The 26,379-nt window shown below is 70.6% G+C and carries 19 protein-coding genes and 3 pseudogenes; 8 read left to right on the top strand and 14 right to left on the bottom strand.

Annotated features, from left to right (window positions below; genetic code table 11):
- Position 1: 1 nt before the first annotated feature.
- From hutI to hutU, 4 genes are all read right to left on the bottom strand, one after another.
- The gene (gene hutI, locus KWI83_RS31780) at positions 2-1,201 is read right to left on the bottom strand and encodes an imidazolonepropionase (protein WP_218517843.1); all 1,200 of its coding nucleotides are present in this window, start codon (positions 1,199-1,201) and stop codon (positions 2-4) included.
- A 32-nt stretch (positions 1,202-1,233) separates the two neighbouring features.
- Positions 1,234-2,574: a formimidoylglutamate deiminase gene (locus KWI83_RS31775; RefSeq protein ID WP_218517885.1), complete on the bottom strand. Its 1,341-nt coding sequence runs from the start codon at positions 2,572-2,574 to the stop codon at positions 1,234-1,236.
- Positions 2,565-3,767 carry an allantoate amidohydrolase gene (locus KWI83_RS31770; protein WP_218517884.1) on the bottom strand — a complete coding sequence of 401 codons (1,203 nt, stop codon included), beginning with the start codon at positions 3,765-3,767 and terminating at the stop codon, positions 2,565-2,567. Before KWI83_RS31770 ends, KWI83_RS31775 begins: the two co-directional genes overlap by 10 nt.
- 101 nt (positions 3,768-3,868) lie before the next feature.
- Positions 3,869-5,533, bottom strand: coding sequence for a urocanate hydratase (gene hutU / locus KWI83_RS31765; protein ID WP_218517842.1), 1,665 nt, complete (start codon positions 5,531-5,533; stop codon positions 3,869-3,871).
- 185 nt (positions 5,534-5,718) lie between these two features.
- On the opposite strand from hutU, the gene KWI83_RS31760 reads away from it, so the two are divergent.
- From KWI83_RS31760 to KWI83_RS31740, 5 genes are all read left to right on the top strand, one after another.
- A complete protein-coding gene (locus tag KWI83_RS31760) occupies positions 5,719-7,122 on the top strand; it encodes a diaminopimelate decarboxylase (RefSeq protein WP_218517841.1) in 1,404 nt (467 codons plus the stop codon).
- 147 nt (positions 7,123-7,269) lie between these two features.
- A complete protein-coding gene (locus KWI83_RS31755; protein WP_141311409.1) occupies positions 7,270-7,665 on the top strand; it encodes a hypothetical protein in 396 nt (131 codons plus the stop codon).
- Complete coding sequence (locus tag KWI83_RS31750; RefSeq protein ID WP_218517840.1) at positions 7,662-8,747, top strand: hypothetical protein; 1,086 nt, start codon at positions 7,662-7,664, stop codon at positions 8,745-8,747. The genes KWI83_RS31755 and KWI83_RS31750 overlap by 4 nt, the downstream gene beginning before the upstream one ends.
- A 187-nt stretch (positions 8,748-8,934) precedes the next feature.
- Positions 8,935-9,420, top strand: coding sequence for a roadblock/LC7 domain-containing protein (locus tag KWI83_RS31745; RefSeq protein ID WP_218517839.1), 486 nt, complete (start codon positions 8,935-8,937; stop codon positions 9,418-9,420).
- 16 nt (positions 9,421-9,436) lie between these two features.
- Positions 9,437-9,811, top strand: a complete 375-nt coding sequence (locus KWI83_RS31740; RefSeq protein ID WP_218517838.1) for a hypothetical protein — start codon at positions 9,437-9,439, stop codon at positions 9,809-9,811.
- Positions 9,812-9,818: 7 nt separating this feature from the next.
- On the opposite strand, the gene KWI83_RS31735 is transcribed toward KWI83_RS31740, so the two are convergent.
- From KWI83_RS31735 to KWI83_RS31695, 8 genes and pseudogenes are all read right to left on the bottom strand, one after another.
- A complete protein-coding gene (locus KWI83_RS31735; protein WP_218517837.1) occupies positions 9,819-10,403 on the bottom strand; it encodes a hypothetical protein in 585 nt (194 codons plus the stop codon).
- 115 nt (positions 10,404-10,518) lie between these two features.
- Positions 10,519-11,379, bottom strand: coding sequence for a MurR/RpiR family transcriptional regulator (locus KWI83_RS31730; RefSeq protein WP_218517836.1), 861 nt, complete (start codon positions 11,377-11,379; stop codon positions 10,519-10,521).
- Positions 11,376-12,884, bottom strand: a complete 1,509-nt coding sequence (locus KWI83_RS31725) for an aromatic amino acid ammonia-lyase (protein ID WP_218517835.1) — start codon at positions 12,882-12,884, stop codon at positions 11,376-11,378. Before KWI83_RS31725 ends, KWI83_RS31730 begins: the two co-directional genes overlap by 4 nt.
- 835 nt (positions 12,885-13,719) lie before the next feature.
- The gene (locus KWI83_RS40470) at positions 13,720-14,187 is read right to left on the bottom strand and encodes a TniQ family protein (RefSeq protein WP_218517834.1); all 468 of its coding nucleotides are present in this window, start codon (positions 14,185-14,187) and stop codon (positions 13,720-13,722) included.
- Positions 14,188-14,504: 317 nt separating this feature from the next.
- Entirely contained in the window at positions 14,505-16,823 is a 2,319-nt protein-coding gene (locus KWI83_RS31710) for a family 43 glycosylhydrolase (protein ID WP_374106414.1), read from the bottom strand.
- 343 nt (positions 16,824-17,166) lie between these two features.
- Positions 17,167-18,597 (bottom strand): glycoside hydrolase family 43 protein, encoded by a 1,431-nt coding sequence (locus KWI83_RS31705; RefSeq protein ID WP_218517833.1) that lies wholly within the window; start codon positions 18,595-18,597, stop codon positions 17,167-17,169.
- Positions 18,598-18,674: 77 nt separating this feature from the next.
- Complete coding sequence (locus KWI83_RS31700) at positions 18,675-20,174, bottom strand: family 43 glycosylhydrolase (protein WP_218517832.1); 1,500 nt, start codon at positions 20,172-20,174, stop codon at positions 18,675-18,677.
- Positions 20,175-20,490: 316 nt separating this feature from the next.
- Positions 20,491-21,324: pseudogene (locus tag KWI83_RS31695) on the bottom strand (PaaX family transcriptional regulator C-terminal domain-containing protein).
- 382 nt (positions 21,325-21,706) lie between these two features.
- On the opposite strand from KWI83_RS31695, the gene KWI83_RS31690 reads away from it, so the two are divergent.
- From KWI83_RS31690 to KWI83_RS31680, 3 genes and pseudogenes are all read left to right on the top strand, one after another.
- The gene (locus tag KWI83_RS31690) at positions 21,707-21,979 is read left to right on the top strand and encodes a carboxypeptidase-like regulatory domain-containing protein (RefSeq protein ID WP_218517882.1); all 273 of its coding nucleotides are present in this window, start codon (positions 21,707-21,709) and stop codon (positions 21,977-21,979) included.
- Between the two features lie 461 nt (positions 21,980-22,440).
- A pseudogene (locus tag KWI83_RS31685) lies at positions 22,441-23,135 on the top strand (dienelactone hydrolase family protein).
- Positions 23,136-23,376: 241 nt separating this feature from the next.
- Positions 23,377-24,582 carry an NAD(P)/FAD-dependent oxidoreductase gene (locus tag KWI83_RS31680; RefSeq protein ID WP_218517831.1) on the top strand — a complete coding sequence of 402 codons (1,206 nt, stop codon included), beginning with the start codon at positions 23,377-23,379 and terminating at the stop codon, positions 24,580-24,582.
- A 9-nt stretch (positions 24,583-24,591) separates the two neighbouring features.
- On the opposite strand, the gene KWI83_RS39260 is transcribed toward KWI83_RS31680, so the two are convergent.
- Positions 24,592-24,927 (bottom strand): hypothetical protein, encoded by a 336-nt coding sequence (locus KWI83_RS39260; RefSeq protein ID WP_256363076.1) that lies wholly within the window; start codon positions 24,925-24,927, stop codon positions 24,592-24,594.
- A 155-nt stretch (positions 24,928-25,082) separates the two neighbouring features.
- Positions 25,083-25,750 (bottom strand): annotated as a pseudogene (locus KWI83_RS31670) (response regulator); the annotation flags it as partial.
- Between the last annotated feature and the right edge of the window lie 629 nt (positions 25,751-26,379).

Raw genomic sequence — 26,379 nt, 5'->3', positions numbered from 1 at the left:
GTCAGGCGACGCGCAGGCCGCGCCGCCACGCCTCGGTCACCAGCGGCACGCCCGGCCGGTAGGCGAGATGGACGTGGCTGGGGGCGTCGAGGAGGGCAAGGTCGGCGTGGGCGCCGGGGCTCAGGCGGCCGATGTCGTCGCGGCGCAGGGCGCGGGCGCCGCCCGCCGTGGCGGACCAGAGGGCCTCGTCGGGGGTCATGCGCATGTCCCGTACCGCCAGGGCGATGCAGAACGGCACGGACGACGTGAAGGACGAGCCCGGGTTGCAGTCCGTCGACAGGGCCACGGTCACGCCCGCGTCGAGGAGGCGGCGGGCGTCCGGCCACTCGGCGCGGGTGGAGAACTCGGCGCCGGGCAGGAGCGTGGCGACGGTGGCGCTGTTGGCCAGCGCGTCGATGTCCTCGTCCGTGAGGTGGGTGCAGTGGTCGGCGGAGGCCGCGTCCAGCTCGACGGCGAGCTGGACTCCGGGGCCGTACGACAGCTGGTTGGCGTGGATGCGGGGATGCAGGCCCTTCGCCCTGCCCGCGGTGAGGATCGCGCGCGCCTGGTCGCCGTCGAAGGCGCCCTTCTCGCAGAAGACGTCGATCCAACGGGCGTACGGCGCGCAGGCGTCGAGCATCTCGCCGGTGACGAGGGCGACGTACCCCGCCGGGTCCTCGGCGTAGTCGGGGGAGACGATGTGGGCGCCGAGGTAGGTGACCTCGTCGGTGTGGGCGGCGGCGATGCGCAGGGCGCGGGCCTCGTCCTCGACGGTGAGGCCGTAGCCGGACTTGGTCTCGAAGGTCGTGGTGCCCTGGCGGAGGGCTTCGGCGAGGTAACGGGTGAGGTTGGCTTCGAGTTGGGCGTCCGTCGCGGCGCGGGTGGCGGCGACCGTGGTCCGGATGCCGCCCGCGCTGTAGGCCCGGCCGGACATCCGGGCGTTGAACTCCTCGGTGCGGTCGCCCCCGAAGACGAGGTGGGAGTGGGAGTCCACGAAGCCGGGGATCACCGCACGGCCGCCGGCGTCGACCCGATTGTCAGTGGCGGGTGCTTTGCTTGATTCACCGGTCCACGCGACGCGGTCGCCGTCGATGACGACGGCCGCGTCCCGGATCAGGCCCAGGGGGGATCCGTCACCGAGGGAGGGGTCGTTGGTGACCAGCGTGGCGATGTTGGTGATGACGGTGCTCGTGCCGGGGGTCGTGCGGGTGGTGCTGCTCATGGCGTCCTCGTGGGGGCTCGGGTCGGCGGTCGTCAGGCGCGCAGGGCGTCGACGGCTTGCGCGAGTGCCTGCGGCACATCGGGTACGAGGGTGTGCGCCCCGTCGCGTACGACATGCCGCCCGCCGACGACCGTATGGCGTACGTCCGCTGCCGTCGCGGCGAATACGGCCGTCTCGGCGCCGAGCCTGGGCAGTGGCCCCGCTGTTCTGACCGAGTCGAGCGCGATCGTCGTGAGGTCGGCGAGCGCGCCTGGCTCCAGCGTGCCCGCGTCCGCCCAGCCGAGCGCGGCGTGCCCGTCCGCCGTGGCGGCCCGCAGCAGCGCGGCGGCCGTCCAGTGGCCGCGGGTGCGGCTGCGCAGCCGCTCGTTCAGCTCCATCGCGCGGGCCTCTTCGAGCAGGTCGATGACGGCGTGGCTGTCGGAGCCGAGGGAGAGGGGGGAGCCTTCGTTCTGGAGGGCGACGGCGGGTCCGATGCCGTCGGCGAGGTCCCGCTCGGTCGTCGGGCACATGCAGGTGCCGGTTCCGCTGCCGCCGATGAGAGAGATGTCCTCGGCGGTGAGGTGGGTGTTGTGGACGCCGGTGGTGCGCGGTCCGAGCACGCCGTGCAGGGCGAGGAGCTGCGTCGGGGTGCAGCCGTGGACTTCCCGGCAGGCGTCGTTCTCGGCGGTCTGCTCGGACAGGTGCACATGCAGCGGGGCCCGCCGCTCCTCGGCCCACCGCGCCACGGTCGCCAACTGGTCGGCGGGCACGGCCCGTACGGAGTGGATGGCCGCCCCGATCCGTGCGTGATCCCGTTCCTTGAGAACTGAACAGCGTTCGGCCCATTTCTCGGCGGTCCGGTCGGAGAAGCGGAGCTGGTGGGCGCCCGGCGGCTGTCCGAAGCCGGAGGAGAGATAGCAGGTGTCGAGGAGGGTGATGCGGATCCCGGCTTCGGCGGCGGCCGCGATGAGGGCCTCGCCCATGGCGTTGGGGTCGGCGTAGGGGGTGCCGCCGGGGGCGTGGTGGACGTAGTGGAACTCGCCGACGGCGGTGATGCCGGCGAGGGCCATCTCGGCGTAGACCGCTCTGGCCAGGGCGTGGTACGTGTCCGGGGTGAGCCGGTCGGCGGTGGCGTACATGACCTCGCGCCAGGTCCAGAAGGTGCCGGAGCCGACCTGCACGGTGCCGCGCAGGGCCCGGTGGAAGGCGTGGCTGTGGGCGTTGGCGAGGCCGGGCAGGGTGAGGCCCCGGAGGGTCTCGGCGCCCGGCGGCGGGGCATCGGTTTTCTGGTGAACGGCGGTGATCCGGCCGTCCTTGGTGTCGACGGCGACTCCCGGCTCGACGTGGGTGCCGAGCCAGGCGTGCTCCAGCCAGTACGTCCGTGTCACGCGCAGGCCAGCCCTTCCAGTACGTCGGCGAGTGCGGTCACTCCGGCCACGCAGTCGTCCTCGGCCGCGAACTCGGCCGGGGAGTGCGAGACGCCGGTGGGATTGCGCACGAACAGCATGGCGGTCGGGACCGTCCCGGACAGGATCCCGGCGTCGTGTCCGGCGCCGGTGCCCAGGACGGGGACCTTGAGGTCGGTGTCCTTGCCCAGGATGCGGGCCAGTTCGTCACGCAGGGCGTGGTCGAACTCGACGACCGGCGTGAACGACTCCCGCACGACGTCGAGGTCGACGCCGTGCGCCTCGGCGTATTCGCGGGCCGCCTGCTGGATCCCGGTGACGACGGTGTCGAGGGTCCGCTGGTCGGCGGCACGGGAGTCGAGCCAGCCGCGCACCAGGGAGGGGATGGCGTTGACGCCGTTGGGCTCGACGGCGATCTTGCCGAAGGTGGCGACGGCGCCGGCGAGCCGGGCCTCGCGGCGGGCGGCGAGGACGGTCTCGGCGTACGGCAGCATGGGGTCGCGCCGGTCGGCGAGCCGGGTGGTGCCGGCGTGGTTGGCCTCGCCCCGGAAGTCGAACCGCCACCGTCCGTGCGGCCAGATGGCGCTGGCGATGCCCACCTGGTCGCCGGACAGGTCCAGGGCGCGGCCCTGTTCGACATGCAGCTCGACGAAGGCCCCGATGCGGGCGAGCCGCTCGGGGTCGGGCCCGATGGCGTCGGGGTCGTACCCGGCGGCCGCCATGGCCTGCGGCAGCGTGGTCCCGTCGCCGTCGGTCAGCCGGTGCGCCTGCTCGACGGTGAGCCGCCCGGCGGCGAGCCGGGAGCCGACGCAGGCGAGCCCGAAGCGGGCGCCCTCCTCGTCGCCGAAGTTGACGATGCCGAGGGGCTTGGTGAAGCGCACGTCGCGGCCGCGCAGTTCGTCGAGCGCAGCGAAGGAGGACACGACCCCGAGGGGGCCGTCGAAGGCCCCGCCATCGGGCACGGAGTCGAGGTGGGACCCCGTGACGACGGCGTCCCCCTGGGCGGGATCCCCGAGCCAGGCCCACTGGTTGCCGTTGCGGTCGACCTCGTGGGCGAGCCCGCGCGTCTCGGCCTGCGCCCGGAACCAGTCCCGGCACTCGGCGTCGGCGCCGGTCCAGGCGTAGCGGCGGTAGCCGCGGGTGTCGGGATGCCGGCCGATGGGGAGCAGCTCGCGCCACATCTCGTGGAAGGAAGCGCCACCCGGGCCCGGCCCCGGCGAGGACGCCGCACCCGGCGGCGAAGCCGCGGCCCCTGCCGGACGGTTGCCGCCGTCGTGCCGGGTCACGCCTGCTCACCCTCACGCATCGGCACCCGCACACCCCGCTCCGACGCCACCGACTCCGCGATGTCGTAGCCCGCGTCCACGTGCCGGATGACGCCCATCCCGGGGTCGTTCGTCAGCACCCGCCGGATCTTCTCCCCGGCCAGGGCCGTGCCGTCGGCCACCGTCACCTGACCGGCGTGGATGGACCGTCCCATGCCGACGCCGCCGCCGTGGTGGATGGACACCCAGGAGGCGCCCGAGGCCACGTTCACCATGGCGTTCAGCAGGGGCCAGTCGGCGATCGCGTCGGAGCCGTCGAGCATGGCCTCGGTCTCCCGGTAGGGGGAGGCCACGGAGCCGCAGTCGAGGTGGTCGCGCCCGATGACGATCGGCGCGGCCAGCTCCCCGCTCGCGACCATGTCGTTGAACCGCTCACCGGCCTTGTCGCGCTCGCCGTACCCGAGCCAGCAGATCCGGGCGGGCAGGCCCTGGAAGTGCACCCGCTCCCCGGCCATGCGGATCCATCGGGCGAGGGACTCGTTCTCGGGGAACAGGTCGAGGATGGCCCGGTCCGTCTTGGCGATGTCGGCGGGGTCGCCGGACAGGGCCGCCCAGCGGAAGGGGCCCTTGCCCTCGCAGAACAGTGGGCGGATGTAGGCGGGGACGAAGCCGGGGAAGGCGAACGCCCGGTCGTAGCCCGCGAGTTGTGCCTCACCGCGGATGGAGTTGCCGTAGTCGAAGACCTCGGCACCGGCGTCCATGAAGCCCACCATCGCCTCGACATGCCGGGCCATCGACTCACGCGCCCGCGTGGTGAAGCCCGCCGGGTCCTTCGCCGCGTACGAGGCCATCTCGTCGAAGTCGACGCCGAGCGGCAGGTACGCCAGCGGGTCGTGCGCCGAGGTCTGGTCGGTGACGATGTCGATGGGGGCGCCCATGGCGAGGAGCTGCGGGACGAGTTCGGCGGCGTTGCCGAGGACGCCGATGGACAGCGGGCGGCGCGCGTCGCGGGCCTCAACCGCCAGCTGGAGGGCGTGGTCGAGGGAGTCGGCCTTGATGTCGAGGTAGCGGTGCTCGATGCGCCGCTCGATCGCCCTCGGGTCGCAGTCGATGCAGATCGCCACGCCGTCGTTCATGGTGACGGCGAGCGGCTGGGCGCCGCCCATCCCGCCGAGCCCGGCCGTCAGGGTGATCGTCCCGGCCAGCGAACCGCCGAACTTCTTCGCGGCGACGGCGGCGAAGGTCTCGTAGGTGCCCTGGAGGATGCCCTGGGTGCCGATGTAGATCCAGGAACCGGCGGTCATCTGCCCGTACATGGTCAGGCCGAGGGCCTCCAGGCGGCGGAACTCCTCCCAGTTGGCCCAGTCGCCGACGAGGTTGGAGTTGGCGATGAGGACCCGCGGCGCCCACTCGTGGGTCTGCATCACGCCGACCGGGCGGCCGGACTGGACGAGCATCGTCTCGTCCTGCTTCAGCCCCTTCAGGGTCCGCACCATCGCGTCGAAGGACCGCCAGTCCCGCGCCGCCTTGCCCGTGCCGCCGTAGACGACGAGCTTGTCGGGGTGCTCGGCGACCTCGGGGTCGAGGTTGTTCTGCAGCATCCGCAGGGCAGCCTCCTGCTGCCAGCCCAGGGCGCTCGGTTCCGTGCCGCGCGGCGCTCGGACGGGGCGGGGTCCTGACATGGTCTGCCTCCTGGTTGCTGCTCTCGCGGAGCTCCCTGCGGAATGTTGCTGCGGTTATTCACATCCTGGCGAGATGAATAGAGCTAGTCAATAGCGGGGTCCCCCGACACGGCACCGCGGGGGGTGTTTGGCTGGATGTATGGACTCAGGCATCGGTGTCAGGCATCGACAGGACGGGGGACGACGTGCACGACGTTCATGAAGGCCGGGCGGGCGGCGGCGAGCGGTCGGTGCGGCGGGACGAGGCGGTGCGGGCCGCCGTGGAGCAGGGGCTGCTGGGGCCGGACACCCCCATCGCCGGCCTGCTCGACGTCACCGGCATCCGGGAGTCGGCGGCGGAGCTGCGCGCGGCGTTCGACGCGGTGGTGGCACCCGGCACGCCCGTGCTGCACGCCTTCGCGGTGAAGGCCAACCCGCTGGTCCCGGTGCTGCGGCTGCTGCGCGACGAGGGCATCGGCGCGGAGGTGGCCAGCCCCGGCGAGCTGGCGCTGGCCCGGGCGGCCGGGGTGGCGCCGGAGCGGACGGTGCTGGACTCGCCCGCGAAGACACCGGCGGAGCTGCGGGAGGCGCTGGCGCTGGGGATCGCCGTCAACGCGGACAACCCGCAGGAGCTGGCCCGCATCGACGCCCTCATGCTCCCCCACAGCCCGAGAGGCGTGGGAGGTACCCCCATGGCACCGAGCCGCTCCGCCCTCGGGATCCGGGTGAATCCACAGATCGGCGGCGGCTCCATCGAGGCGCTGTCCACCGCCACGGCGACCTCGAAGTTCGGGGTGGCGCTGCGCGACGAGGGCGCGCGCGAGTGGGTGGTGCGGGCGTACGCCGAGCGCCCGTGGCTGACGCGGCTGCACGCGCACACCGGGTCGCAGGGCATCCCGCTGTCGCGGATGATCGAGGGCGTGGCGGCGACGTACGCGCTGGCGGAGGAGATCAACCGGCGGATCGGGCGGCCGCAGGTCGACACGGTCGACATCGGCGGCGGACTGCCGGTGAACTTCGCCTCGGAGGCGACGACACCGACGTACGCGCAGTACGCGCGGATGCTGAGGGAGGCGGTGCCGGGGCTGTTCGACGGGCGGTACGGGCTGGTGACCGAGTTCGGGCGGTCGCTGCTGGCCAAGCACGGGACGGTGGTGGCGCGGGTGGAGTACGCCAAGAGCGCGGGCGGGCGACCGGTGGCGGTGACGCACGCGGGCGTGCAGGTGGCGACGCGGACGGTGTACGCGCCGGGGTCGTGGCCGCTGCGGATCGCCGCGTACGACGGCAAGGGGCGGCCGAAGGAGGGGCCCGCTGTGGTGCAGGACGTGGCGGGACCGGCGTGCTTCGCGGGCGACCTGCTGGCCGAGGGGCGCGAACTGCCGCTGCTGGAGCAGGGGGACTACGCGGCGGCGCTGGACACGGGCGCGTACTACTTCGCCCACCACTACGCGTACAACTCCCTCGCGCGGCCCGGGATCTACGGCTTCGCCCCGGACGGCGCGGGAGGCATGACCTTCGCGACCGTACGCACCGCGCAGACGCTCGACGAGATCGTGGCCGAATCGGGCGGGGCGCACGCGGCCGCGCTCACCGCCCTTCCCGAGGGCTGATCAACTCGCTCGCAAACGACGTCAGTTGACTGACCCTAGTCACTCGGCGCATGTTCCGCTGGAAAATGCCAGAACGCTCACCCGTCGCACACACGTTGCGTAGTCTCTGGGTCACTCAGCCGAACCCCGGCAGGAGGGGAGTCCAGGGTGCCCGGAATCGACGAGTGCTTACTGGAGGCCATGCGGCTGCCCGGAGCCCGGGGAGCCGCGCTGGTCGACTGGACGAGCGGACTGGCTCTGGGCACCGTCGGCGAACCGCCGGGCGGCGATCACGAGGCGGCGGCCGCCGAGGCCGCGGAACTGGCCCGGCTGGCCGCCGAGCAGCGGGCGTTCGCACCGGGGGACGCCGAGGCGGAGGACGCCGATCCGCCGGTCGAGGACCTGATCCTCAGCAACCGGGACAGCTACCACGTCCTGCGGTTCGTGCGGACCTCGTTCGACAGCAGCGTCTTCCTGCACCTGTGGCTGGCCCGGGCGGACGGCAATCTCGCGCTGGCCCGGATCCGGCTGGGCGAGATGGCCGGACGGCTGGTGCTGGGATGAGCGTGGTCGGCACCACCCCGCCGCCCAGACTGCCGGTACGGGACAAGGCGGCCCGGTACCGGACCGGCGGCGTCTCCCCGATGCTCACCCGCCTCGCCGCCGAGCGCGCCACCGGCGTCCTGGTCCGCGCGACCGGCACCCTGTATCTCGCCGAGGGCCGGGTGGTGCACGCCGAGAGTCCCCTCGCGCCCGGCCTCGACATACTGCTCACGGCGCACGGCACCCTCGACGCCCGGGCCTGGCAGGACGCCGTCGACCGGGCAGGCGAGCCGGACAGCGCCGGCCGTCTTTTCCTCGACGGCGGGCGGATCGCCCCGGGCGCACTGGAGTTGTGCCACCTCAGCGCGCTGTACGACGCGGCGTACTTCGCGCTCGCGCCCAGCAGCATCCCGGGCCGCTTCCGGTACGGCACCACGCACTGGCTCGGTTCCGTGCACCCGGTCCCGGTCGGCGCCGTCGAACACGAGACGCTCCGCCGCCGGGCCCTGCTGCACCGCATCTGGCCGGACCCGGCGACCGACAGCGCGCCCCTGGAACGCCTCGGCACCGCCGCCGCCCCGACGGTCCCACCCCGGCAGAGCGCGGTCCTGGCCCGCGTGGACGGCCTGCGCACGGCGACGGACATCGCCCGCGACCTGGGCAGACCGGCCTTCCACACCCTGGTGGCCATACGCCGCCTGGCGGCAGCGGGCCTGGTGGCCCCCCGCCCGGCACACCGGGGTACGGGCGTCTCCTGGCCCGAACACATGGACCCGGGCACGGGCACCTCCTGGCCCGAGCACACGGGCCCGGGCACGGGCACCTCCCGGCCCGAACACACAGCCCCGGCCACAGGCCACTCCCAGCCCCAACACACGAACCCGGGCCACGGTGCCCCCACCGCCGCCGGACACCCCGCGCCCACCACGCCCGGACACCCCGCCCCCACCGCTCCCGAACGCCCCTCCTCCGTCGACGCCCTCGACCGACGCACCGCCGCCTCCACACCCCCGCCCGGCATCACGCCCGTCGGTCCCCGCATCGCCCAACACCCCGACATCGCACTGCTGAAAAGGGTCAGGGATGCGCTGGAGGCCCTTTGAGCGGCAGCGACCGCGGCAGCCCGCACCGCGCCAACCGATGCCACCGCAACCCACATCGCCACCACCCACGCCAGCACTCCCCAGGCCACCGCACCCCACGCCACCACAACCCAGGCCACCAGAACCCACGCGACCACCCCCCACCCCGCGACACCCGCCTCGACCACCCGCCGAAAGGAGAGCCCTGATGGCGGTGGAACCGCCGATCCTCGACGAGCTCCACCGGCTGAGAGCCCGCGTCCCCCAGCTGACCGGCGCCCTCGCCGCCGGCGTGGACGGCCTGGTCATCGCCCACGACACCCCCGGCGTCGAGCCGGAGGGCCTCGCCGCGCTCACCGCCGCCGCACTCGGCGTCGCGGTACGGGTCACGGACGCGACCGGCCGGGGCGACCTGCGCGAACTGCTGGTCCGCGGCGCCCGCGGCTATGTGGCGACGTACGCCGCGGGCCGCACCGCCGTCCTGACGCTACTCGCCGAGGACCGCGTCAACGTCGGCCGACTGCACCTGGAGGGCCGCCGCGCCGGCGCCCGCATCGGCGAGCTGGTCGACAACCTGCCCCCGGTCCCACCCACCGTCCCCCCGCAGCCCGCGGCGGCCCCCACCCGCCAGAGGCAGCCCGTCCGCCGAACCCCCCGCACCCCCACGAACACACCCACCACCACGGAAAGCTGAGAGGAACCCCGCCACCATGGCCAACACCGAGACCGCCCTCAAGGAAGCCCTCGCCTCCATCGAGGGCGCCACCGGAGTCGCCCTCGTCGACTACACCAGCGGCATGGCCCTGGGCACGATGGGCGGCAGCAAGAGCTTCGACCTCAACGTCGCCGCCGCCGGCAACACCGACGTGGTCCGCGCCAAGATGCGCACGATGGAGCACCTCGGGCTCAAGGGCCAGATCGAGGACATCCTGATCACGCTGACGGACCAGTACCACCTGATCCGCCTGCTCAGCGGCCGCGGCGGCAACGGACTCTTCCTCTACCTCGTCCTGGACGCCAAGCGCGCCAACCTCGCGATGGCCCGCCACCAGCTGCGCCGGATCGAGGAAGTGCTCGAGGTCTGACCGGCGGTCAGACCAGCGCGGCGGTGCGGCGACGGGAACCGCCCGGCGCCGCGTCGCCCGCCGCGATGCCCGTGCTGCGGAAGGCCTTCACGGCCTTGCCGACCGGACGGCCCGCGCCCCCGCTCAGCCAGTCGACGCGCACCCACAGCAGCGCTTCCTCGGCCCGCTCGCGCCGCCCGAGCCACGCCGCCTTCAGCCACAGGCCCGCACCGCACCCGGCGAGCAGCAGCCCGCCCGCCGCGGGCACGGCGTAGGAGCTGCCGAGCGCGGCGAGGAAGGCGAGCAGCAGCCACCAGCGGTGCCCGCGCCGCCAGTTCCGTACGGTCACCGCGCGGTCCTGGAGCACGTCCTGCTTGGCGGCGCGGGCGGCGCCGCGGGCAAGGGCGGCGTACCGTCTGCGGCGCGCGTACGTCACGACGGCCGCCGCCAGGATGAACAGCGCGGCCCCGGCCATGACGCCGATCCGGCGTCCCGTCAGTCCCGGCACCAGCACGCCGATGCCGGCCGCGAACACGCCCAGCCACCACAGTGGTGCGGCCCCGGCCCGTACGACGCAGGCCACCCGAGCCAGCCCCTGTCCTCCGCGCGCCACGTTCAGCCTCCCGTCTCACGTGTCCAACGTTGCCTCAGTCCTAAGACTCAGGTCATAGAACACGCACGCTAGCGAGGCAAGGTGAGACGAGTCTGAGAAGGCACGGGCCGCCCGCTCACTCCACGAACAGTCCCCGCGCCGCCGCCCGCGCGTCGAACTCCTCCAGCCGCGCCTGCGCGTCCGGCAGGTCGTCGCACATCGCCTCCAGCAGCACCCGCCCCAGCAGCATCGGCGCGCACGCCGTGTCGAAGGCGAGCCCGGTGCCGACGGCGGCGGGCAGCAGCAGGTCGGACACCTTGGCGACCGGCGCGAAGGCCGAGTCGGCGACGGTCACCACCGTCAGCCCGGCCTCCTTCGCGTAGGCCAGGGTGTCCACGACCTCCCGGGGATGCCGGGGCAGCGCGAAGCACAGCAGCGCCGAGGCGCCCGCCCGGACGGCCCCGTCGATCCGGTCGTGGATCATCGTGCCGCCCTCGTTGAGCAGCCGTACGTCCGGATGGACCTTGGCGGCGAAGTACGCGAAGCCGTACGCCTGGGAGGCGGCCGCCCTGAGGCCCAGCACCGGCAGCGGGCGGGAGGCGGCCAGCAGCCGTCCGGCCTCCTGCACGGGCCGTGGATCGGCGAGCAGTTCGGCGAGGTGCTTGAGGTTCTCGATCTCGGCCTCGACGGCCTGCTGGTACTCGTTGTACGACGCCGTGTCCGCCGGCTGCTCGGCGGGCGCGACCTCGCGCAGGTGCCTGCGCAGGGCGGGGTAGCCGTCGAAGCCGAGGGCGACCGCGAAGCGGGTGACGGACGGCTGGCTGACCCCGGCCAGTTCGGCCAGCTCGACGCTGGACAGGAAGGGCACGTCGGCGGCCCGCCGCACCATGCTGTGCGCGATGCGCCGCTGGGTCGGTGTGAGCCGGTGCCCCTCGAAGAGCGCCTGCAGCCGGGCGGCAGGGCTGTCCGGCACACCCGTGTTGGTGTCCGCGCTCATGACGTGCTCCCCCTCCAGATGTCCGTGAAGCCATCGAGCAGCTCGGCCGCCACCGTCACGTCGTGCGTGAGCGGCCGGTCGGCCGGGTCCGCGTCCAGCACCGACTCGGCGAGCTCCAGCGCCCGGCCCGCCGGCAGGTCCGGTGCGGGGCGGAGGTCGCGCCGGCGCAACGCCCGTACGGCGGCGACGAGTTCGCAGCCGACGACGAGACGGTACGCGCCGCACGCGCGCAGTGTCTGACGTGCGGCGAGCGAGGCGAAGCCGGCCTGTTCCTCGACGCCTCGGGAGAGTACAGCGTGGCCGAGCGACGCGGGCGCGGAGAAGGCGCGCAGATCACCGAGGGCGGCCCCGGCGGCGTACTCCAGGATCATCACCCCGGAGGACGCGGGCTCGTGGTCGGCGAGGAAGGGGCGCAGGCGGGTGAAGGCGGGCTCGTTCAACGTCGACAGCCGGGACGTCGACAGCCTGGCCACCTGCGTTGTGGCGAGCCTGAAGTGGTCCAGGGCGAGGGCGAGTTGGGCCTGGTAGAAGCCGCCGTGATGGTAGGCGGCCATGTCCTCGGGGGAGATCAGCGGGTTCTCGGCGGCCGCGTTGATCTCGACGGTGAGGACGTCCTCCAGGGCGTCGGCGGCGTCGTGCGCGGGGCCGTGGATCTGAGGCAGGCAGCGGAAGCCGTACGGGTCCTGGATCCGGCCGAGCGGCGGGTGCGGCCGGTCGGCGGCGCCGATCAGCCGCCGCATCCGGCGGGCGACATCGGCCGTGCCCCGGTGCGGGCGGGCGGCGTGCACGGGGGCGGCGTACGCCTCGTGCGAGCCGTCGACGGCCAGCAGCGACAGCGCGGCGACGACCTGGGTGGCGGCGAGCAGGCCGCGCAGTTCGTGCAGGGCGAGCGCGGACTGGGCCAGGGTGAGGGCGTTGCTGCTGATCAGCGCCGGCGCGTCGTTGTTGTCCAGCGGCTGCGCCTCGGGCGCGCCCGCTCCCCGCCAGGGATGCTCCCCCGCCAGCGCCAGCCCCACCTGGGCGAGTGCGGCGATGTCCCCGGTGCCGACCGACCCGAACTCGTTCACCACCGGGTACGCCCCGCTCTCCAGCGCCTCGCACAGCGCGGTCACGACGGACGGCCTGAGCCCGGCGCCGCCCGCCAGCAGCTGGTTGGCGCGTACGGCGAGCATCGCCCGCACCTGCCGCGCGGGCAGCTCCTCGCCGATGGCCCCGGCGTGACTGCGCAGCAGCCGCAGCCCGTGCGCGGCGGCGTCCTCGGTGGGCACGGGCTCGTTCCGGTTGGCGCCGACGCCGGTGGAGCGGCCGTACACGCGTCCGGTCGCGGCGATCATGCGGGCGGAGTCCCAGGACTCCTCGGCGCGTTTCATGGCCTCGGTCCCCGGCACCGGCCGCGCGTGGCCGTCGGCCAGGCGGACGACGTCCGCGACGCCCATTCCGCGCCCGTCCAGGACCACGGGGCCCGTCGCGGCACCCTCCGGGGTGTCCACGATCCGAGACGACATAACGCGCGAACCCTCCTCAATCAGAACACCGGATCTTGCCCACCGGTCATCCGTAACCACGGATCAACGCCCGAGCATTGCCAACCTATTCAGACACCAAGAACTCTGCATGACGTTATACAGGCCGGGCAAGGGACATCTCATGATCCGGTTCGATTTGAGAGCGGAGGCTTGAAATGAGAGTGTGAACCTCAAAGTGATAGTGCACTTGATAGCGTGAACCCTGATAGTGACGTAGATCACTTTCGGAGAGTGAATGGGTGCTGCCCCGCCGATTAGCGCTGGTCACGGCTCCGCGAGCGGGTGAGACATTCGGGTCATGGGTGGACCGGATGGCGCGAGTGAACCGGTGTCCGCCGGCGGAGGTCGCCAACCTGATGGGACTTCGCCCGCGGGGGTCTCGGGGGAGGTCCGGACTCCCGTGTTCGGGGTGCGGTCCGATGAGGCGGCCCGGCAGACCGTCTACGCGGCGACGGGTGTACCTGGCGGCCTGGCGGACGGGATGCACCTGTCCGTTTTCGAGGGCGGGCCGTTGAGCGTGGCGGCGGTGCTCTCGGCGGGCAAGGCGCACCTGCCATCGGAGGGACGGGAGTGGGTGACGGTGTACGGCAGCCGTGCGTGCCCGTGCTGTCTGCTCGTGTCGGGTGGGGTGTGGCAACTGTGGTGGAAGCTGTCGTGCGCGGCAGTGTGCCCCGAACACCAGGTGATGCTGATGGACCGCTGTCCGTCGTGCGGTTGGGTTCTGCGGTGGGGTGGGAACCGGCCTCGGGTGGTGCCGGCGCAGTGGGTCAGAGCACCGACTTGTTGCGCGAACTCCGTGAGCGGGAAGCCATGTTCACAGATGAAGGACGGCGCCACAGCCCCGGCACGTCGAGATCAGGTAGCGCCCATGCTCCACGCATGCGAAGGACCAGGCCAGCGGCCACTTCAGGAGCCATCGGGCACGGTTCTCCCGCAGGCATGCCGGGCAGGCGTTCGAGCACTGGCGCAGCACCATCCGCTGCCGGTATCTCCACCTGGCGAGGAGGTCTTGTCCTTCCGGCTCGTGTTGCGGCAGCGGGTCCGGTGCCCTTCCCGCGTAGTGAGCGAGCGTCATGCCTCGCACCTGTTCCTCCGTCACCCCGGTGGTGTGCCGTACCGCTCGAACGAAGGCGTCGCTGACGTGGTAACCGAATATGTCCGACACTGAACTGGAGTCAGCCATACCCGCCATCCGCAGTGCGACGGTCCGGGAGACCTGGTTGAGTCGCGCGAGCGCGTCCGCCCAGCTCAACAGCGACTCCCCGGGATAGGGATCGGGCACAGAGCGAGTCGACGCAAGGGGCCTGGCACGTCCGTGGTCTCCTTCCAGCAGTTCCTCCCCAGCGCGTCAAGAACTCGACGGCAACTACCGCACGGTGCTTTCTCCCCCGAAACACCGCCATGACGCTCGCCATCCCGCGTGCAATAGGCGCCAGGGGGTACGTTCACAGCGCGCCAGCGGACCTGGGCGGACTCGACCAGCTTGAACACGATGGCAGCCTGGTGGGCCGACTGCCGGCTCTCTTGGTCACCCGCACGGCAGACAGGTGACCCGCACGGAAGAGCCGTGCGGGTCACCTGTCGAGCGAGGGAATGTGATCAGGCCCAGGGGCTGACCGCCCTGAAGGAACTGTCGGCGCGGAAGGTCGCGTTGTCCTGGTAGGGGTCGACGCGCAGCTCGTAGTTGTAGTGGCGGAGGTAGCGGCCGGGGTAGTTGTACGACTCCAGGCTGACCGAGCCAGTGGCCGAACCCGGCCGGGCGCAGTAGGTGGCGTCCTTGTTGAAGAGTGTCGTGCCGTTGCTCGCGTCGAAGCGGACCCGGAAGTCCATGTGGCGCAGGTAGCGGCCGGACGAGTCACGGAACGAGTAGCACTTGGAGTCGGTCAGGCCGGGGACGACGGTGAAGGTGGCGCTCTGCTCGACCGCCGTGGTGCTGGAGGACGTCACCGGGTCGAGGTAGCCGCGGCTGTCCGACCGCACGACGGCGTAGCGGCCGCTGAAGTTGGCCGACTCGAGCGAGCGGGTGGTGTTTGTCGGCAGGGTGGTGCCGCCGGAGACCGGGTCGATGCTGCTCAGGGTGGGGACGACCTTCTTGATCAGGCCGCTGGAGTCGAACTCCATCCTGTCGATGGTGGTTTCGCGGTGGGTGCCGTCACCGCCGGGGATGGCGAAACGGTGGTACGCGACGTACCAGTCGTCGGTGTTCGGCACCTGCACCACGGAGTGGTGGCCGGGCCCCTTGATGCCCAGGTCGAGGCGCTTCTCCAGGATCACGCCTCGCTTGGTCCAGGGACCGGTGGGCGAGGCCCCGGTGGCGTAGGCGACGCGGTAGTTCTCGTCCCGGGTGTCGTTCTCCGACCACATGAAGTAGTAGGTGCCCTTGCGCTTGACGACGAAGGCACCCTCTCTGTAGCCGCTGGGGGTGATGTCGGTGACCTTGGAGGCGTCGAAGGACACCATGTCGTCGTTCAGCGGGACGACGTACGCCCTGCCGTTGCCCCAGTAGAAGTACGACTGGCCGTCGTCGTCGGTGAAGACCGCCGGGTCGATCATCTGGCCCGTGTAGTCACCGGCCTTCAGCAGCGGCTTGCCCAAGGCGTCCTTGAACGGGCCGGTGGGCGAGTCGGAGACCGCGACACCGATGTTCGCGTCGGCGCAGAAGTAGAAGTAGTACTTGCCGTTCTTCGCCTCGATCGCCGGGGCCCAGGCTCTGCTGTCGGCCCAGCTGACGTCTGGTCCGAGGTCGAGGATGACGCCGTGGTCCTGCCAGTGGACCAGGTCCTTGGAGGAGTACGCCTTGAACTGCGTACCGCTCCAGCCCGCGAAGCCGTCGGTGGTCGGGTAGATGTAGTAGGTGTCGCCGAACCTGACGATGTTCGGGTCGGCGTTGAGCCCCGGCAGGACCGGACTCCTCATGACCAGCGCCTCGACCGTCCAGGTGCGCTTCGCACCGTCCGAGCCGGTCACCTCGTACGTCACGGGCGCGGTGAAGTCGCGCAGGGTGCCGGAGGTCGGGCTGATGGACGCGCCGTTGGCGAGGGTGAACTGCGGGGCGAGCGCGGTGAGGTCGGTGCCCTCGGTCAGCGGGAGGGTGATCCTGCTGTTGGCGTCGTCGATGACGGCGTCGATCTTCAGCGCGGGGTGGGTGGCCTTGGCGATGCCCGTGGTGTTCCCGCTGAGTTCGAGAACCTCGCCGGGCGCCAGCGCGCGGTTGTAGACCCGGAAGTCGCGCATCTTGCCCTTGAAGAGCTTGTCACCGGTGTAGAGCGACTTGCCTATGTAGTTGGCCGTGGTGGTGCCGGACCCGATGGAACCGGGGGTGATGGTGACCGACGTGTTGCGGGCCACCTCCACGCCGTCCTGGTAGAGGACGCCCGTGTTGCCGGTCTGGGTGTAGGTGACATGCTTCCAGACCGAGCGCTGCAGCGTGGCGGACGCCTGAGTGTTCTGCTCGGTGGTGTAGCTCCCGGAGGCGATGGCGGTCCGGAACGAGTTGCCGGTGGTGAACAGGTACCCGTTGCCGGTGCCGTTGGCGGTGTTGCCGAAGCCGTAGAGGAAGTACGGCGTGGCCTGGGCGGCGTCGATCTGCACGTCCAACGAGACGGTGATCGCGTTCATGCCGCTCATGATGTTGTCCGGCACCTTGATGTAGGTGTCGGAGCCGTTGAACGTGAGCCCTTCCCCGGCGCCCGACCAGCCCGCGGTGCCGTTGACGGTTCCGTCCCGGCCGTTGCCCGAGGCGTCCGCCGCCACGGTGCCCGAGGTGGCGTCGAGTTTGTACCAGAGAGCCAGGCCGTCGGTGATCTCCGCCGCCTGGGCGGGAGCCGCCGGGCCGACGACGCCCACCAGAAGCGAGACGGCGGCGGCCACTGCGGCCAGAGCGCTCTGCCCGAATCTTCGGCGGCGCTGAGGTCTCACGCTGTGCATGGGTTCACATCCCCTGAAGAAGACATGGGTGAGGCAGGGTGCGCGAGGCCTCGACCGACGTGCTGATGTCCGCCCGTCTGACATCGCGTTGGCGAGTGTGAATTGGGACACGATCAACGTCAATAGTTTTCGAACAGCGTCCGACAGGTCGGACACTTTTCTCCAGGCTCGGCAACTCTTCGCCGCCCGCGGACTCCTGATACGTCCGACCGACCGCCAGGCAACCGCGGAGCTGCGACGTCCCTGACAAGGCCTCCCACGTGCACCTGCCCCCGCTGGAGGGCGGGGGCAGGTGGGGGCGCGGTGAGGGCGCCGGTATCCCTGTCGGCGCGGGTCAGCTCGTCACGCGGAAGGTTGCGTCGCCGCGCCCCGTCGCGTTGGTGATCGGGTCGAGCCGCAGTTGGTAGGCGTAGTGGCGGATGTACCGGTCCGGGTAGTTGTACGACTGGAACGACGACCACGCCGCGTCGGCCAGCCCGGCGACCTGGCGGAAGGTGGCGTCCGCGGCGAAGGCGGTGGTGCCGTCGTTGTAGGCCAGCTGGAAGTCGAAGCCGGAGTGCCGCAGGAAGTAGCCGGGGAAGTTCACCGACTCGAAGGAGACGGTGCCGGAGCCCGCCAGGCCGGTCCTCAGCCGGAACTGGGCGTCCGGACCGGTGATGTTCGGGTCGATGCGCACGTCGAAGTTGGTGTGCCGGACGTACCGGTCCTGGAAGTTGTACGACTGGAGCCGGTTGATCGCGGTGTTGGGCCAGCGTGCGAGCACGCGGCTCTCCTCGGCGGCCGTCAGGTTCAGGATCCAGCCGTGGCGCTTCTTCGTGCCGCCCATGTTGTAGCTTCCCGACGTCTGCTTCTGGTAAGCGGCGGGATTGGAGGGGTCGGTCGTCGTGACCGGCATGTATCCGCCTCCGGTGGCGTACTGGTCGAGGTAGAGGCCCCACTCGTTGCGACCGTTGAACTTCATCCACATCGGGCCTTCGACCTGTGAGCCGGTGAGGCCGATGCCGGAGAGGTTGCCGAGGTTGGTCCACGTCCCGAGGATCGAGTTGCTGCCTTCGAGCGTGATCTGACCGTCGCCGGAGGCGCGCACGTAGCGGTAGTTGCCGACGCCTGTCGGCACCTCGATGATCTGGGTGTCGATGATTTCCTGGCTGCCGGGGCGCTCGATGTAGGTCTGCGGGGTGGTGATGGAGCGGAAGTCGCTGGTGTGGGCGTAGTAGATGCGGTGCTTCGTCGCGCCGTTGAGGGGCTTGTTCGTCGCCCAGTACAGGACGTAGTCGTTGCTGGCCGGGTCCCAGATCGCCTCCGGCGCCCACGCGTTGCGCCCGTCAGGGATCGCGCCGGCGACGTTGAGCAGCCACGGCTGCGACCAGGTGACCAGGTCCGTCGACTCCCACACCACGAGACTGCGGCTGCCGTCGTTGATGGCGTCGCCCCACGACTGCCCGCAGTCGATGCACAGGTCGGTCGCGATGATCCAGTACTTGTCACCGCCCGGGGCGCGGACCAGGGCGGGGTCGCGCACCCCCTTCGTGCCGACCGTGGAGCGCAGGACCATGCCTCCACCGTTGAGGTCGTTCCAGTTCAGGCCGTCCGTGCTGTGCGAGAGGTACATCTGCTGGTTGGTCGACCCCTCCCCGGTGAAGTGCACCATCAGGTAGCCCGGGTCGGCGGCGGCGGCCCGCTCGGGGATGATCAGGCCTTGGCATGTGAAGAGCAGGCAGGCGGCGGACAGTATCGCCACCAGCCGGGCGAGAAACGCGGACATGTGTATTCCCTGTCTTTCTACGGGTGCCTCAATCAGGAGGGAGTGGGATCGGGGTTGTAGTGCCGCCTGTTTGGTCGTCAGTTACGTGACCAGTGGAAGCTGGCGGCTGTGCCGCAGGTTCGTTGTTCGAGCAGGGCGAGGTTCTCGGTCGTGGCGCCGACGACGTTGACGCACTTGCCGCTGTGGCGGGCCCTGAGCTGGTGGTACCCGTCGGTGGCGACCCACTGGAACTGCTGGTTCCTGCCGGAGTGGCAGGGGTACTGGATGATGCCGGCACCGTCGGCGGTGGACACGCCGCTCACATCCAGGCACTTGCCGCTGTTGAGGCTCTCGATCTGGAAGTAGCCGTCGCCCACGTCAACGAAGCGCCACTGCTGCCAGGCCTTGCCGTTCCAGGTGTACTGCCCGACCTTTACCCCGTTGTCGGTGTTGGGTGCCTGGACGTCCATGACCTTTCCGCTGTTGCGGTTGGTCAGCCGGTAGTACGTCACCGAAGGCTCGCCGGACGGAACGGTCAGCGCGGTGCCGGTCGCCACCGGGACGCCGAGGTTCGGGGATCCGTCCGCGTTCCAGGTGATCTTCTGGATCCGGGTGGTGCGGGTGGTGCCGCAGCTCTGGGAGGACGAGGAGTTGGCGTGGTAGACGATCCAGTCCTCGGTGCCGTCCGGGGACCGGAAGAAGCCGTTGTGGCCCGGGCCGTACACGCTGTTCGCGTCATTGCGCTGGAAGGCCGGCTCCGGGCTCTTCACCCAGGAACTCGCGTTCAGCGGGTCGCCGCCGGTGTGGGTAAGCAGGCCCAGCTTGTAGTCGGGCCCCTGGCAGGCGCTCGCCGAATAGGTGATGAACGTCTTCCCGTCGTGCTGCAACGCGACCGGGCCCTCGTTCATCGGGGTGTCCTGCTTCTCCCAGGAGTAGGTCGGGGTGGAGATCTGCGCACGGGACCCGGTCACGGTCCACGGATTGCTCAACTCGACGATGTAGATGCTCGGGTCGGATCCGGCCCACTGCGGCGTCGGCACCCCCGACCAGGTGAAGTACAGCCGGCCGTCGATGGTGACCACGCTGCCGTCGATGCCCCACCAGTCGTTCGCGCCGAAGATCATGCCCTTGTACGTGTACGGGCCGAGCGGGTCGGTGCCGGCGCTCTCCAGCACGTGCACGCGCTGGTCCTCGATGTCACCCGTACCGGCGGAGTAGTAGATGTACCAGCGTTTGCCGTTGGGGCCGTCGAGCAGGTGCATCTCCGGAGCCCAGATGTAGCGGTCACGGCCGGTCGCGTGGGCGCTGAACACCGGTACCGGTGCGGCTGCCTTCAACGCCTCGATGGTGGGCGCCTTCCGCATCGTCAGCTGCCCGCTGTACGGCGTCGTCATCAGATAGTAGCTGCCGTTGTAGTAGGTCATGTACGGGTCCGCGCCGGAGCTGTTGAGCGGGTTCGTGAACGTCGTCGTGGCCGCCTGCGCGGCGGGCGCGGCCACCACCGTCCCGACCGTCACACCGCCGATGACGACGGTGAGCGCCGTCGCGGTGGCACACAGCCGGCGGACGAGAGCAGAGCTACTGCCTGAAATGCCCATGACGGATGCGGCTCCTTGACGCGGAAGAGGACAACGGGACAGGGCGGGCCATGGCGTCACGGTGGAGCTTGTCAACGGCTCGCGACGCCTGGGCGGGAAGGTCGGGTCATGCGGCTCACGTCGTGTCATGGCCCTTCGGCGGCACGGGAGGCACCCGAGGACCAACTACCCATTTTGTTCGGTATTTTGAACAGTGTCCGAGAATTCGGCCAGACGTTAGAAGGATCGCAAGAAGGTGTCAAGAGGGTAGGAGAAAAGACGGCTGGTGCCTGGCCGGGCTCACGGCCGTCAGGCGGTCAGTCGGCATCACCCATGCTCACGAAGGTTCCACAGGCGTCGTCTCCAGCAGCTCGGCGGCCACCCGGCGGCCAGGCTCTTCCGTCTGTTCCGCGATGCGCCGGCAGGTCTCCTCCGCCGATCGGGCGGGCCAGTCAGGTGGCAGATACCGGACGGGCAGCCGGGGATCCGTGCGGATGGCGCCCAGCCACTGGGCGACCAGGCGCAGGTGGGTGGCCAGCGGGTCGACGGACGGATCGCCGACGTGGGTGATCCATCGGTTTTCGAAAGCGGTGTAGCGGGCGGCGATGGTCTCCAGATCCCAGGTGTCGCGGATCATCACGTCGACGTCGGTGGCGGCGTCGGCGCGCACGTGGAAGATCTTGACATGGGCTGCGATGCCGAGCTCGGCGACGATCTCGGAGACCTCGACACCACCCGGCGCGATCCACAGCCCGCTGTAGAGAGGACCGAATCCGGACCAGGTGAGCCGCGAGCGCAGGTCGTGGCGCTGACGCTGCCAGCTTCGGGCAGCGGGAAGCCCAGCAGGGTCCAGGTTCCGTCCCAGTCGTCGTTGACCGCGCTGGTCCCCCAGACGCGTTTCCGGCCGTCGTGGAGGATCTGGGCCGCGTGCGGGGTCAGGCCGAAGTACATGCGGCGCCCTTGCCGCTGACGCTGCAGCAGGCCGCGGCCCACCATGCGGGTAAGGGTGGAGCGGACGGCCTGCTCCCCGACTCCCACGCGACCGAGGACGTCGATGATGCTGCCCGAGTACACGCACGGCGGGCCCTCTTCGAGGACGTGGTCACCGAAGAAGGCGAGCAACAACGACTGGGGGCGCCAGTTGCGGTCCGCCAGGCGAGTCCGGGGCAATGCCGTTGTGCCCGTCGCCCACGTCGGAGTTCACCTCGGAGAGCGTCACGTCGGCAAGGGTACGGTCGCCCGCCGCGGGCACGGCGGGCGGCGTGGCGTGGCGTGGCGTCAGGGCCGGTACCGGTCGGCGGGGTGGGACAGGTCATAGGGGCGCGGGTACGGCGCGGGCTGGTAGGACACATAACGCGCCCGCCCGCACGGATCGGCCTCCGTAGCACGGGTGTTGAACGTGGCAGGGTCGGTGCCCTGCCAGTGGCCCGTGGCGATGCGGGTCTCAGGGTGTGCAGAGCGGCGCCCCCCTTCGCCTGTGCTGAACGTGCAGTGGCCCGCGTTCTCGACGAAGGCCTGGCGTAGCAAGGGCGCGGAGCCTGCCGCGGTGACCGCTGCGGCCGAGCGCACGTCTTCAGGGAACCGTACGCGCCGACGTCGGCCACACGCCGCCGGCGGATGCGCGAGTGACGCTGATGAACGCCGCCGGGGACGCGGTGGCCGACGCGATCACCGGGGCGGACGGCGGTTACGACTTCACCGGCCTGGACGCCTGCGAGTACACGGTCATCGCCGCCGGCTATCCGCCCGGCGAGCGTGCACTTGACGGTCGGCGGGGGGCACCACCTGGAGGTCAGGACCTCGAACTGGTCCACTGCGAAACCTGACCGACGCGCCCTCACAGACGTACCGGCCCGGGGTTGCTTGAGCGGAGCGGCCCTGCCGGTAGGGGCTCCTTCCGCAGGGACAGGACGGCGCCCCGCGCGAGGCCAGGACCACGTACTCCCCCCTCGGGTCCCGGGTCTCGCCGCGACAGACAGGCATCGGGCCACGAACGCCTCGACGCGCTCGACCTCCGACTGCCAGCGAGTGGATTATTCCTTTCCGTCAAAGCGAGCATCGCACTGACCAGGTTTTCCATGTTTCGTCAAGGCACTGAAATTGCTGAAGCATCACCTGTCGCACGGGCGCCACCGAAGCCCCGTGGCGGAACAGAATGAATCGGCGCGATCACACACGACACCAGCCGTAATGCCGAGATCTCCCTCTTGGGTACCTCGACCAAATTTCGCACCAAGGAAAGGATGATGCAGATGACCGCTTTCGTGGAATACCGGTGGATATTCCCATGCAGGACGGCAGCACGGACGCCTACCTGGCGCATCCGGACGGCACCCGCCCGTTCCCCGCCGTCCTGCTCTACATGGACGCCTTCGGGCTGCGCCCGCGCCTGAAGAAGATGGCCGACCGCCTGGCCTCGGCCGGGTACACCGTCCTGGTACCCAACGTCTTCTACCGCCACGGACGGGCGCCGGTGATCGACCTGCCCGACTTCGTCGGTCCCTGACGCCGGAGTCGGCAATGCGGGACGCCGACGCCTACCTGCGCTGGCTGGCCGAATGCCCGATGGTCGGGGGCGGGCCGGTCGGCGTCACCGGCTACTGCATGGGCGCCGGGCTGGCGTTGCGCACGGCCGGGACGTACCCGGACCGAGTGGCCGCCGCGGCCGGTTTCCACGGCGCGAACCTCGCCTCCACTTCCACGGCGCGAACCTCGCCTCCACCGCGCCGGACAGCCCGCACCTGCTCGCCGACCGCATCACCGCGGAGCTGTACTTCGGCCACGCCGACCAGGACCGCGCACTGCCGCCCGAGCAGATGGAGCGCCTGAACAAGGCCCTGGCCGAGGCGGGCGTACGCCACCGCTGCGAGGTGCACGCGGGGCGCATCACGGCTTCACGCGGGCCGATGCCGCGCCTACGACCAGGAAGCCACGGAACGCCACTGGGCGGCACTGCTGGACCTTCTCTCGCGCACGATCTGACCTGCTGAACCAAAAGAAGTGCTGTACGTCACAAAACCGGTCCGCCCCTCACCGGCGGAATGCAGGTGTAGAATTCTGTAGCGCACGAATTCTGCAGCACACGAAATTGCATCCCGGTTGGTAATCCGGGGCGCAGGCCACTGGCGATTACGTCTGGCCGCGTCAATCGTCCTCTCCCTGGGAGAGGCCCGGTGTGCTCCCGAGTACGAGACTATTTGCACTGGGAGTACTTTTGTCTGGGATGCGTATCGTCATCGTCGGCGGCGGCCTCGCCGGGGTGACGCTGGCCCACTACCTGAACCGACACGGCCTGAACGTGGCCGTCTACGAGCGCGACACGAGCATTGGCGCCCGCGAGGCCGGCTACCGGATCCACATCAACTCCACCGGCACCTCCGCCCTCTACGCCGCCCTGGAGCCGCGGCTGTGGGAGCTGTTCCTCGCCACCTCCGGCATGCCCAACGACGACATGCTGCTGTTCGACCAGCAGCTCAACCTCCGCCCGGGCCGCGACAAGTCCGCCACCGAAGGCATCGGGGTGCCCACCGACATCCCCGAGCACCTGGTGGTGTGCCGCTCGACACTGCGCCGGATCCTCTACCTCGGCCTGGAGAAGGCCGTCCACTTCGGCGCCAAGGTCGCCGGATACCACTCCAACCCGGATGCGACCGTCTCCGTGCTCCTCGACACCGGGGAGACCGTCGAGGCCGACGTGCTGATCGCCGCGGACGGCATCAACTCCGCCGTGCGAGCCCAGAGGCTGCCGCAGGTGAAGGTCGCCGACCTGGCCGCGCGGCACATCGCCGCGAAGGTCCCGATCACCGAGGAGACCAAGGCCAAGCTGCCGGCGCAGCTGTTCAACACCTTCTCGCTGGCCTACGACTCCGACTACACCGGACTCACCCTGGGCCCGCTGGAGCGCAGCAATCCCGACTCGGCACTGGTCAAGGAACAGGACCAGGACTTCCAGGACGAAGCCACCAAGAACTACGCGCTGAGCATCTTCAACTCCCGCGTCGAACTCATGATGCCCGACGCCGAGCTGTTCGCCGCCACACCCGAGCAGCTGAAGACGTACGCGCTGGAACGCGTGGCCTCCTGGCATCCCGCCCTGGTGGAGACCGTGCGGCTGTGGGACACCGCCACGGTGCAGCCACTGACCCTGCGCAGCTGTGTGCCGGTGACCGCCTGGGATCCCTCGAACGTGACCGTCATGGGCGACTCCATCCACGCCATGAGCCCGGCGTTGGGCATCGGCGCCAACACCGCGCTGCGCGACGCGCACGTCCTCGGAGGGGAACTGCTCGCCGTCGCGCGGGGCGACAAGGCACTCCTGGACGGCATCAGCGCCTACGAAGAAGCCATGCGCAGCTACGGCTACCAGGCTCTCCGGATGTCCGCGGCCGTTGGCGAGAAGGTGATCGGTCACCTCCCGCTGCCCGAGTAAGCGCACACGTCAGCGTCCACGAACCCGGGTGTCCCGGTTCCGGCCGGAACCGGGACCGGGACACCAGCCGTGGAAGGTGCCGATCTCCACCACCGTCTCCGGTCGGGTCTCGCGCAGCAAGAGGTAGGTGATCTCCGCTTCGATGTCGTCGAGTTGGGCCTTCAGCGAGGTCGGCGACGCGAGCAGTCTCCGCTGCTTCTCGCGGGCCCGGTCGAGGTCGTCGGCGTAGGCACGGTAGAGCAGGATGATGTGGTTGACGTCAATGGTCTGCCGTATGAGCGCCCGTGCGAACCGGTCTGGTTGATCAGGGCGCGGTGACGCTAGGGCGTGGGGACGAGTCGGCATGTCATACCCAGGTGCAACTCCGGTGTCACACCTGGGTATGGGGTGACGGAGCCCCGGGGGCCGGGGTGTACCGATGCCCGGATCGCGATGATGCGCCGGGATTGTCCGCCAGTGATGACCGCAGTCAGCCGCGCCGGGCATGGCTCAGCCGACGTTCCCGGAGCGACCAGCCCCGACTCGTAGGCCATGACGACGAGTTGGGCCCGGTCGCGGGCGCCGAGCTTGGCGAGCAGGCGGGTCATGTGGGTCTTGACGGTCTGTTCCGCCACCACCAGCGTCGCGGGCTATCTCCCTATTCGACAGGCCCCGCGACCAGCAGCAGGACCTCCGACTCCCGTGGCGTGAGGCCGTTGAGCCGCAGGCGGGTGTTCGGGCGTGGGACGGGGCGGCGCCGAGCCACGTCCTCGATGAGGCGACGGGTGATGGACGGGGCGAGCAGCGCATCACCTGCCGCGATCACCCGCACCGCCTGCACGAGTTCGGCGACCGGGGCGTCCTTGAGCAGGAAGCCGCTGGCCCCCGCGTGCAGGGCCTCGTAGACGTAGTCGTCGATGTCGAAAGTGGTCAGCATCAGCACCTTGGAGCGGTGCGCGACGCCGGGCGGCGGATCGAGCAGCCGCCGAGCCGCCTCCAGCCCGTCCATCTCGGGCATGCGTACGTCCATCAGCACCACGTCAGGGTGCGTGTTGCGGCTGGCCTCGACGCCGAGTCGGCCGTTGGGCGCCTCCCCCACCACGTCGATGTCGCTCTGCGCGGACAGCAGCGCGGCGAACCCCGAGCGCACCATGTCCTGGTCGTCCACGACGACCACCCGGATAGTCATGCCCATCTCTCCTGTCCTGGTCACCTGACGAACCCGTGCGGCCCTGCCACATGGCGGCGGAGGCGTGGCTGCGGCGGTTTCGCCGTACCACCGCGGTCGGGGCGGAGACCGGGCTCCAACTCTCCCCTCTCGGCAGGGACCACTGCCTCGGCCGAACAGGCATGAACAACCAGCCCGCACACGCGGGATCCCGGCCGAACGGCCGATTGAGGGGCACAGAGCTGACAGGCAGAGTCCGGCGGGTCCTCAACCGACGCCCGCGTCCAACGGCTCACGGCCCACGGCCTCATCTCGACAGCCGGCTCGTCGGCGTCGCCACGGCGCGCGGAGCCCCCAACTGATTCTGCCGCACAAAATCCAACGAGAAACGACAAAACCGTTGACCTGCGGTTTGTCGCAGCCCTACCTTCTGACCGGTTAACCGATCTCAGTCCGGTATTTCGGACAAGAACGGCGGTAGCCGCAAAGGCGTGTGCCCCAGAGCCCTCTCTCACGACGCCCCGGGTCCACCGTCCCGCCAAGATCACGTTCTTTCCCCCGTCCCTCCCCCTGGAGAGCCGCGTGTCCCACACCGCTGCACGAAGATGGGCCAGACGAGTCACCGCCCGGGTCCTCGCGGTCGGGCTCGT

Origin of the sequence: Streptomyces sp. TRM70350, from assembly GCF_019219825.1 — a bacterium.
Lineage (GTDB): Bacteria > Actinomycetota > Actinomycetes > Streptomycetales > Streptomycetaceae > Streptomyces.
The sequence above is the reverse complement of the archived record's forward strand: the minus strand, read 5'-3'. Positions and strand labels throughout refer to the sequence as shown.

Excerpts from the sequence above, each read along its gene's own strand:
- KWI83_RS31680 (WP_218517831.1), top strand. The coding sequence starts at position 23,377 with ATGCGTATCGTCATCGTCGGCGGCGGCCTCGCCGGGGTGACGCTGGCC.
- hutU (WP_218517842.1), bottom strand. The coding sequence starts at position 5,533 with ATGTCAGGACCCCGCCCCGTCCGAGCGCCGCGCGGCACGGAACCGAGC.
- KWI83_RS31745 (WP_218517839.1), top strand. The coding sequence starts at position 8,935 with ATGGCGGTGGAACCGCCGATCCTCGACGAGCTCCACCGGCTGAGAGCC.
- hutI (WP_218517843.1), bottom strand. The coding sequence starts at position 1,201 with ATGAGCAGCACCACCCGCACGACCCCCGGCACGAGCACCGTCATCACC.
- KWI83_RS31770 (WP_218517884.1), bottom strand. The coding sequence starts at position 3,767 with ATGTGGCGCGAGCTGCTCCCCATCGGCCGGCATCCCGACACCCGCGGC.
- KWI83_RS31750 (WP_218517840.1), top strand. The coding sequence starts at position 7,662 with ATGAGCGTGGTCGGCACCACCCCGCCGCCCAGACTGCCGGTACGGGAC.
- KWI83_RS39260 (WP_256363076.1), bottom strand. The coding sequence starts at position 24,927 with ATGCCGACTCGTCCCCACGCCCTAGCGTCACCGCGCCCTGATCAACCA.
- KWI83_RS31700 (WP_218517832.1), bottom strand. The coding sequence starts at position 20,174 with ATGGGCATTTCAGGCAGTAGCTCTGCTCTCGTCCGCCGGCTGTGTGCC.
- KWI83_RS31705 (WP_218517833.1), bottom strand. The coding sequence starts at position 18,597 with ATGTCCGCGTTTCTCGCCCGGCTGGTGGCGATACTGTCCGCCGCCTGC.
- KWI83_RS31740 (WP_218517838.1), top strand. The coding sequence starts at position 9,437 with ATGGCCAACACCGAGACCGCCCTCAAGGAAGCCCTCGCCTCCATCGAG.
- KWI83_RS31725 (WP_218517835.1), bottom strand. The coding sequence starts at position 12,884 with ATGTCGTCTCGGATCGTGGACACCCCGGAGGGTGCCGCGACGGGCCCC.
- KWI83_RS31730 (WP_218517836.1), bottom strand. The coding sequence starts at position 11,379 with ATGAGCGCGGACACCAACACGGGTGTGCCGGACAGCCCTGCCGCCCGG.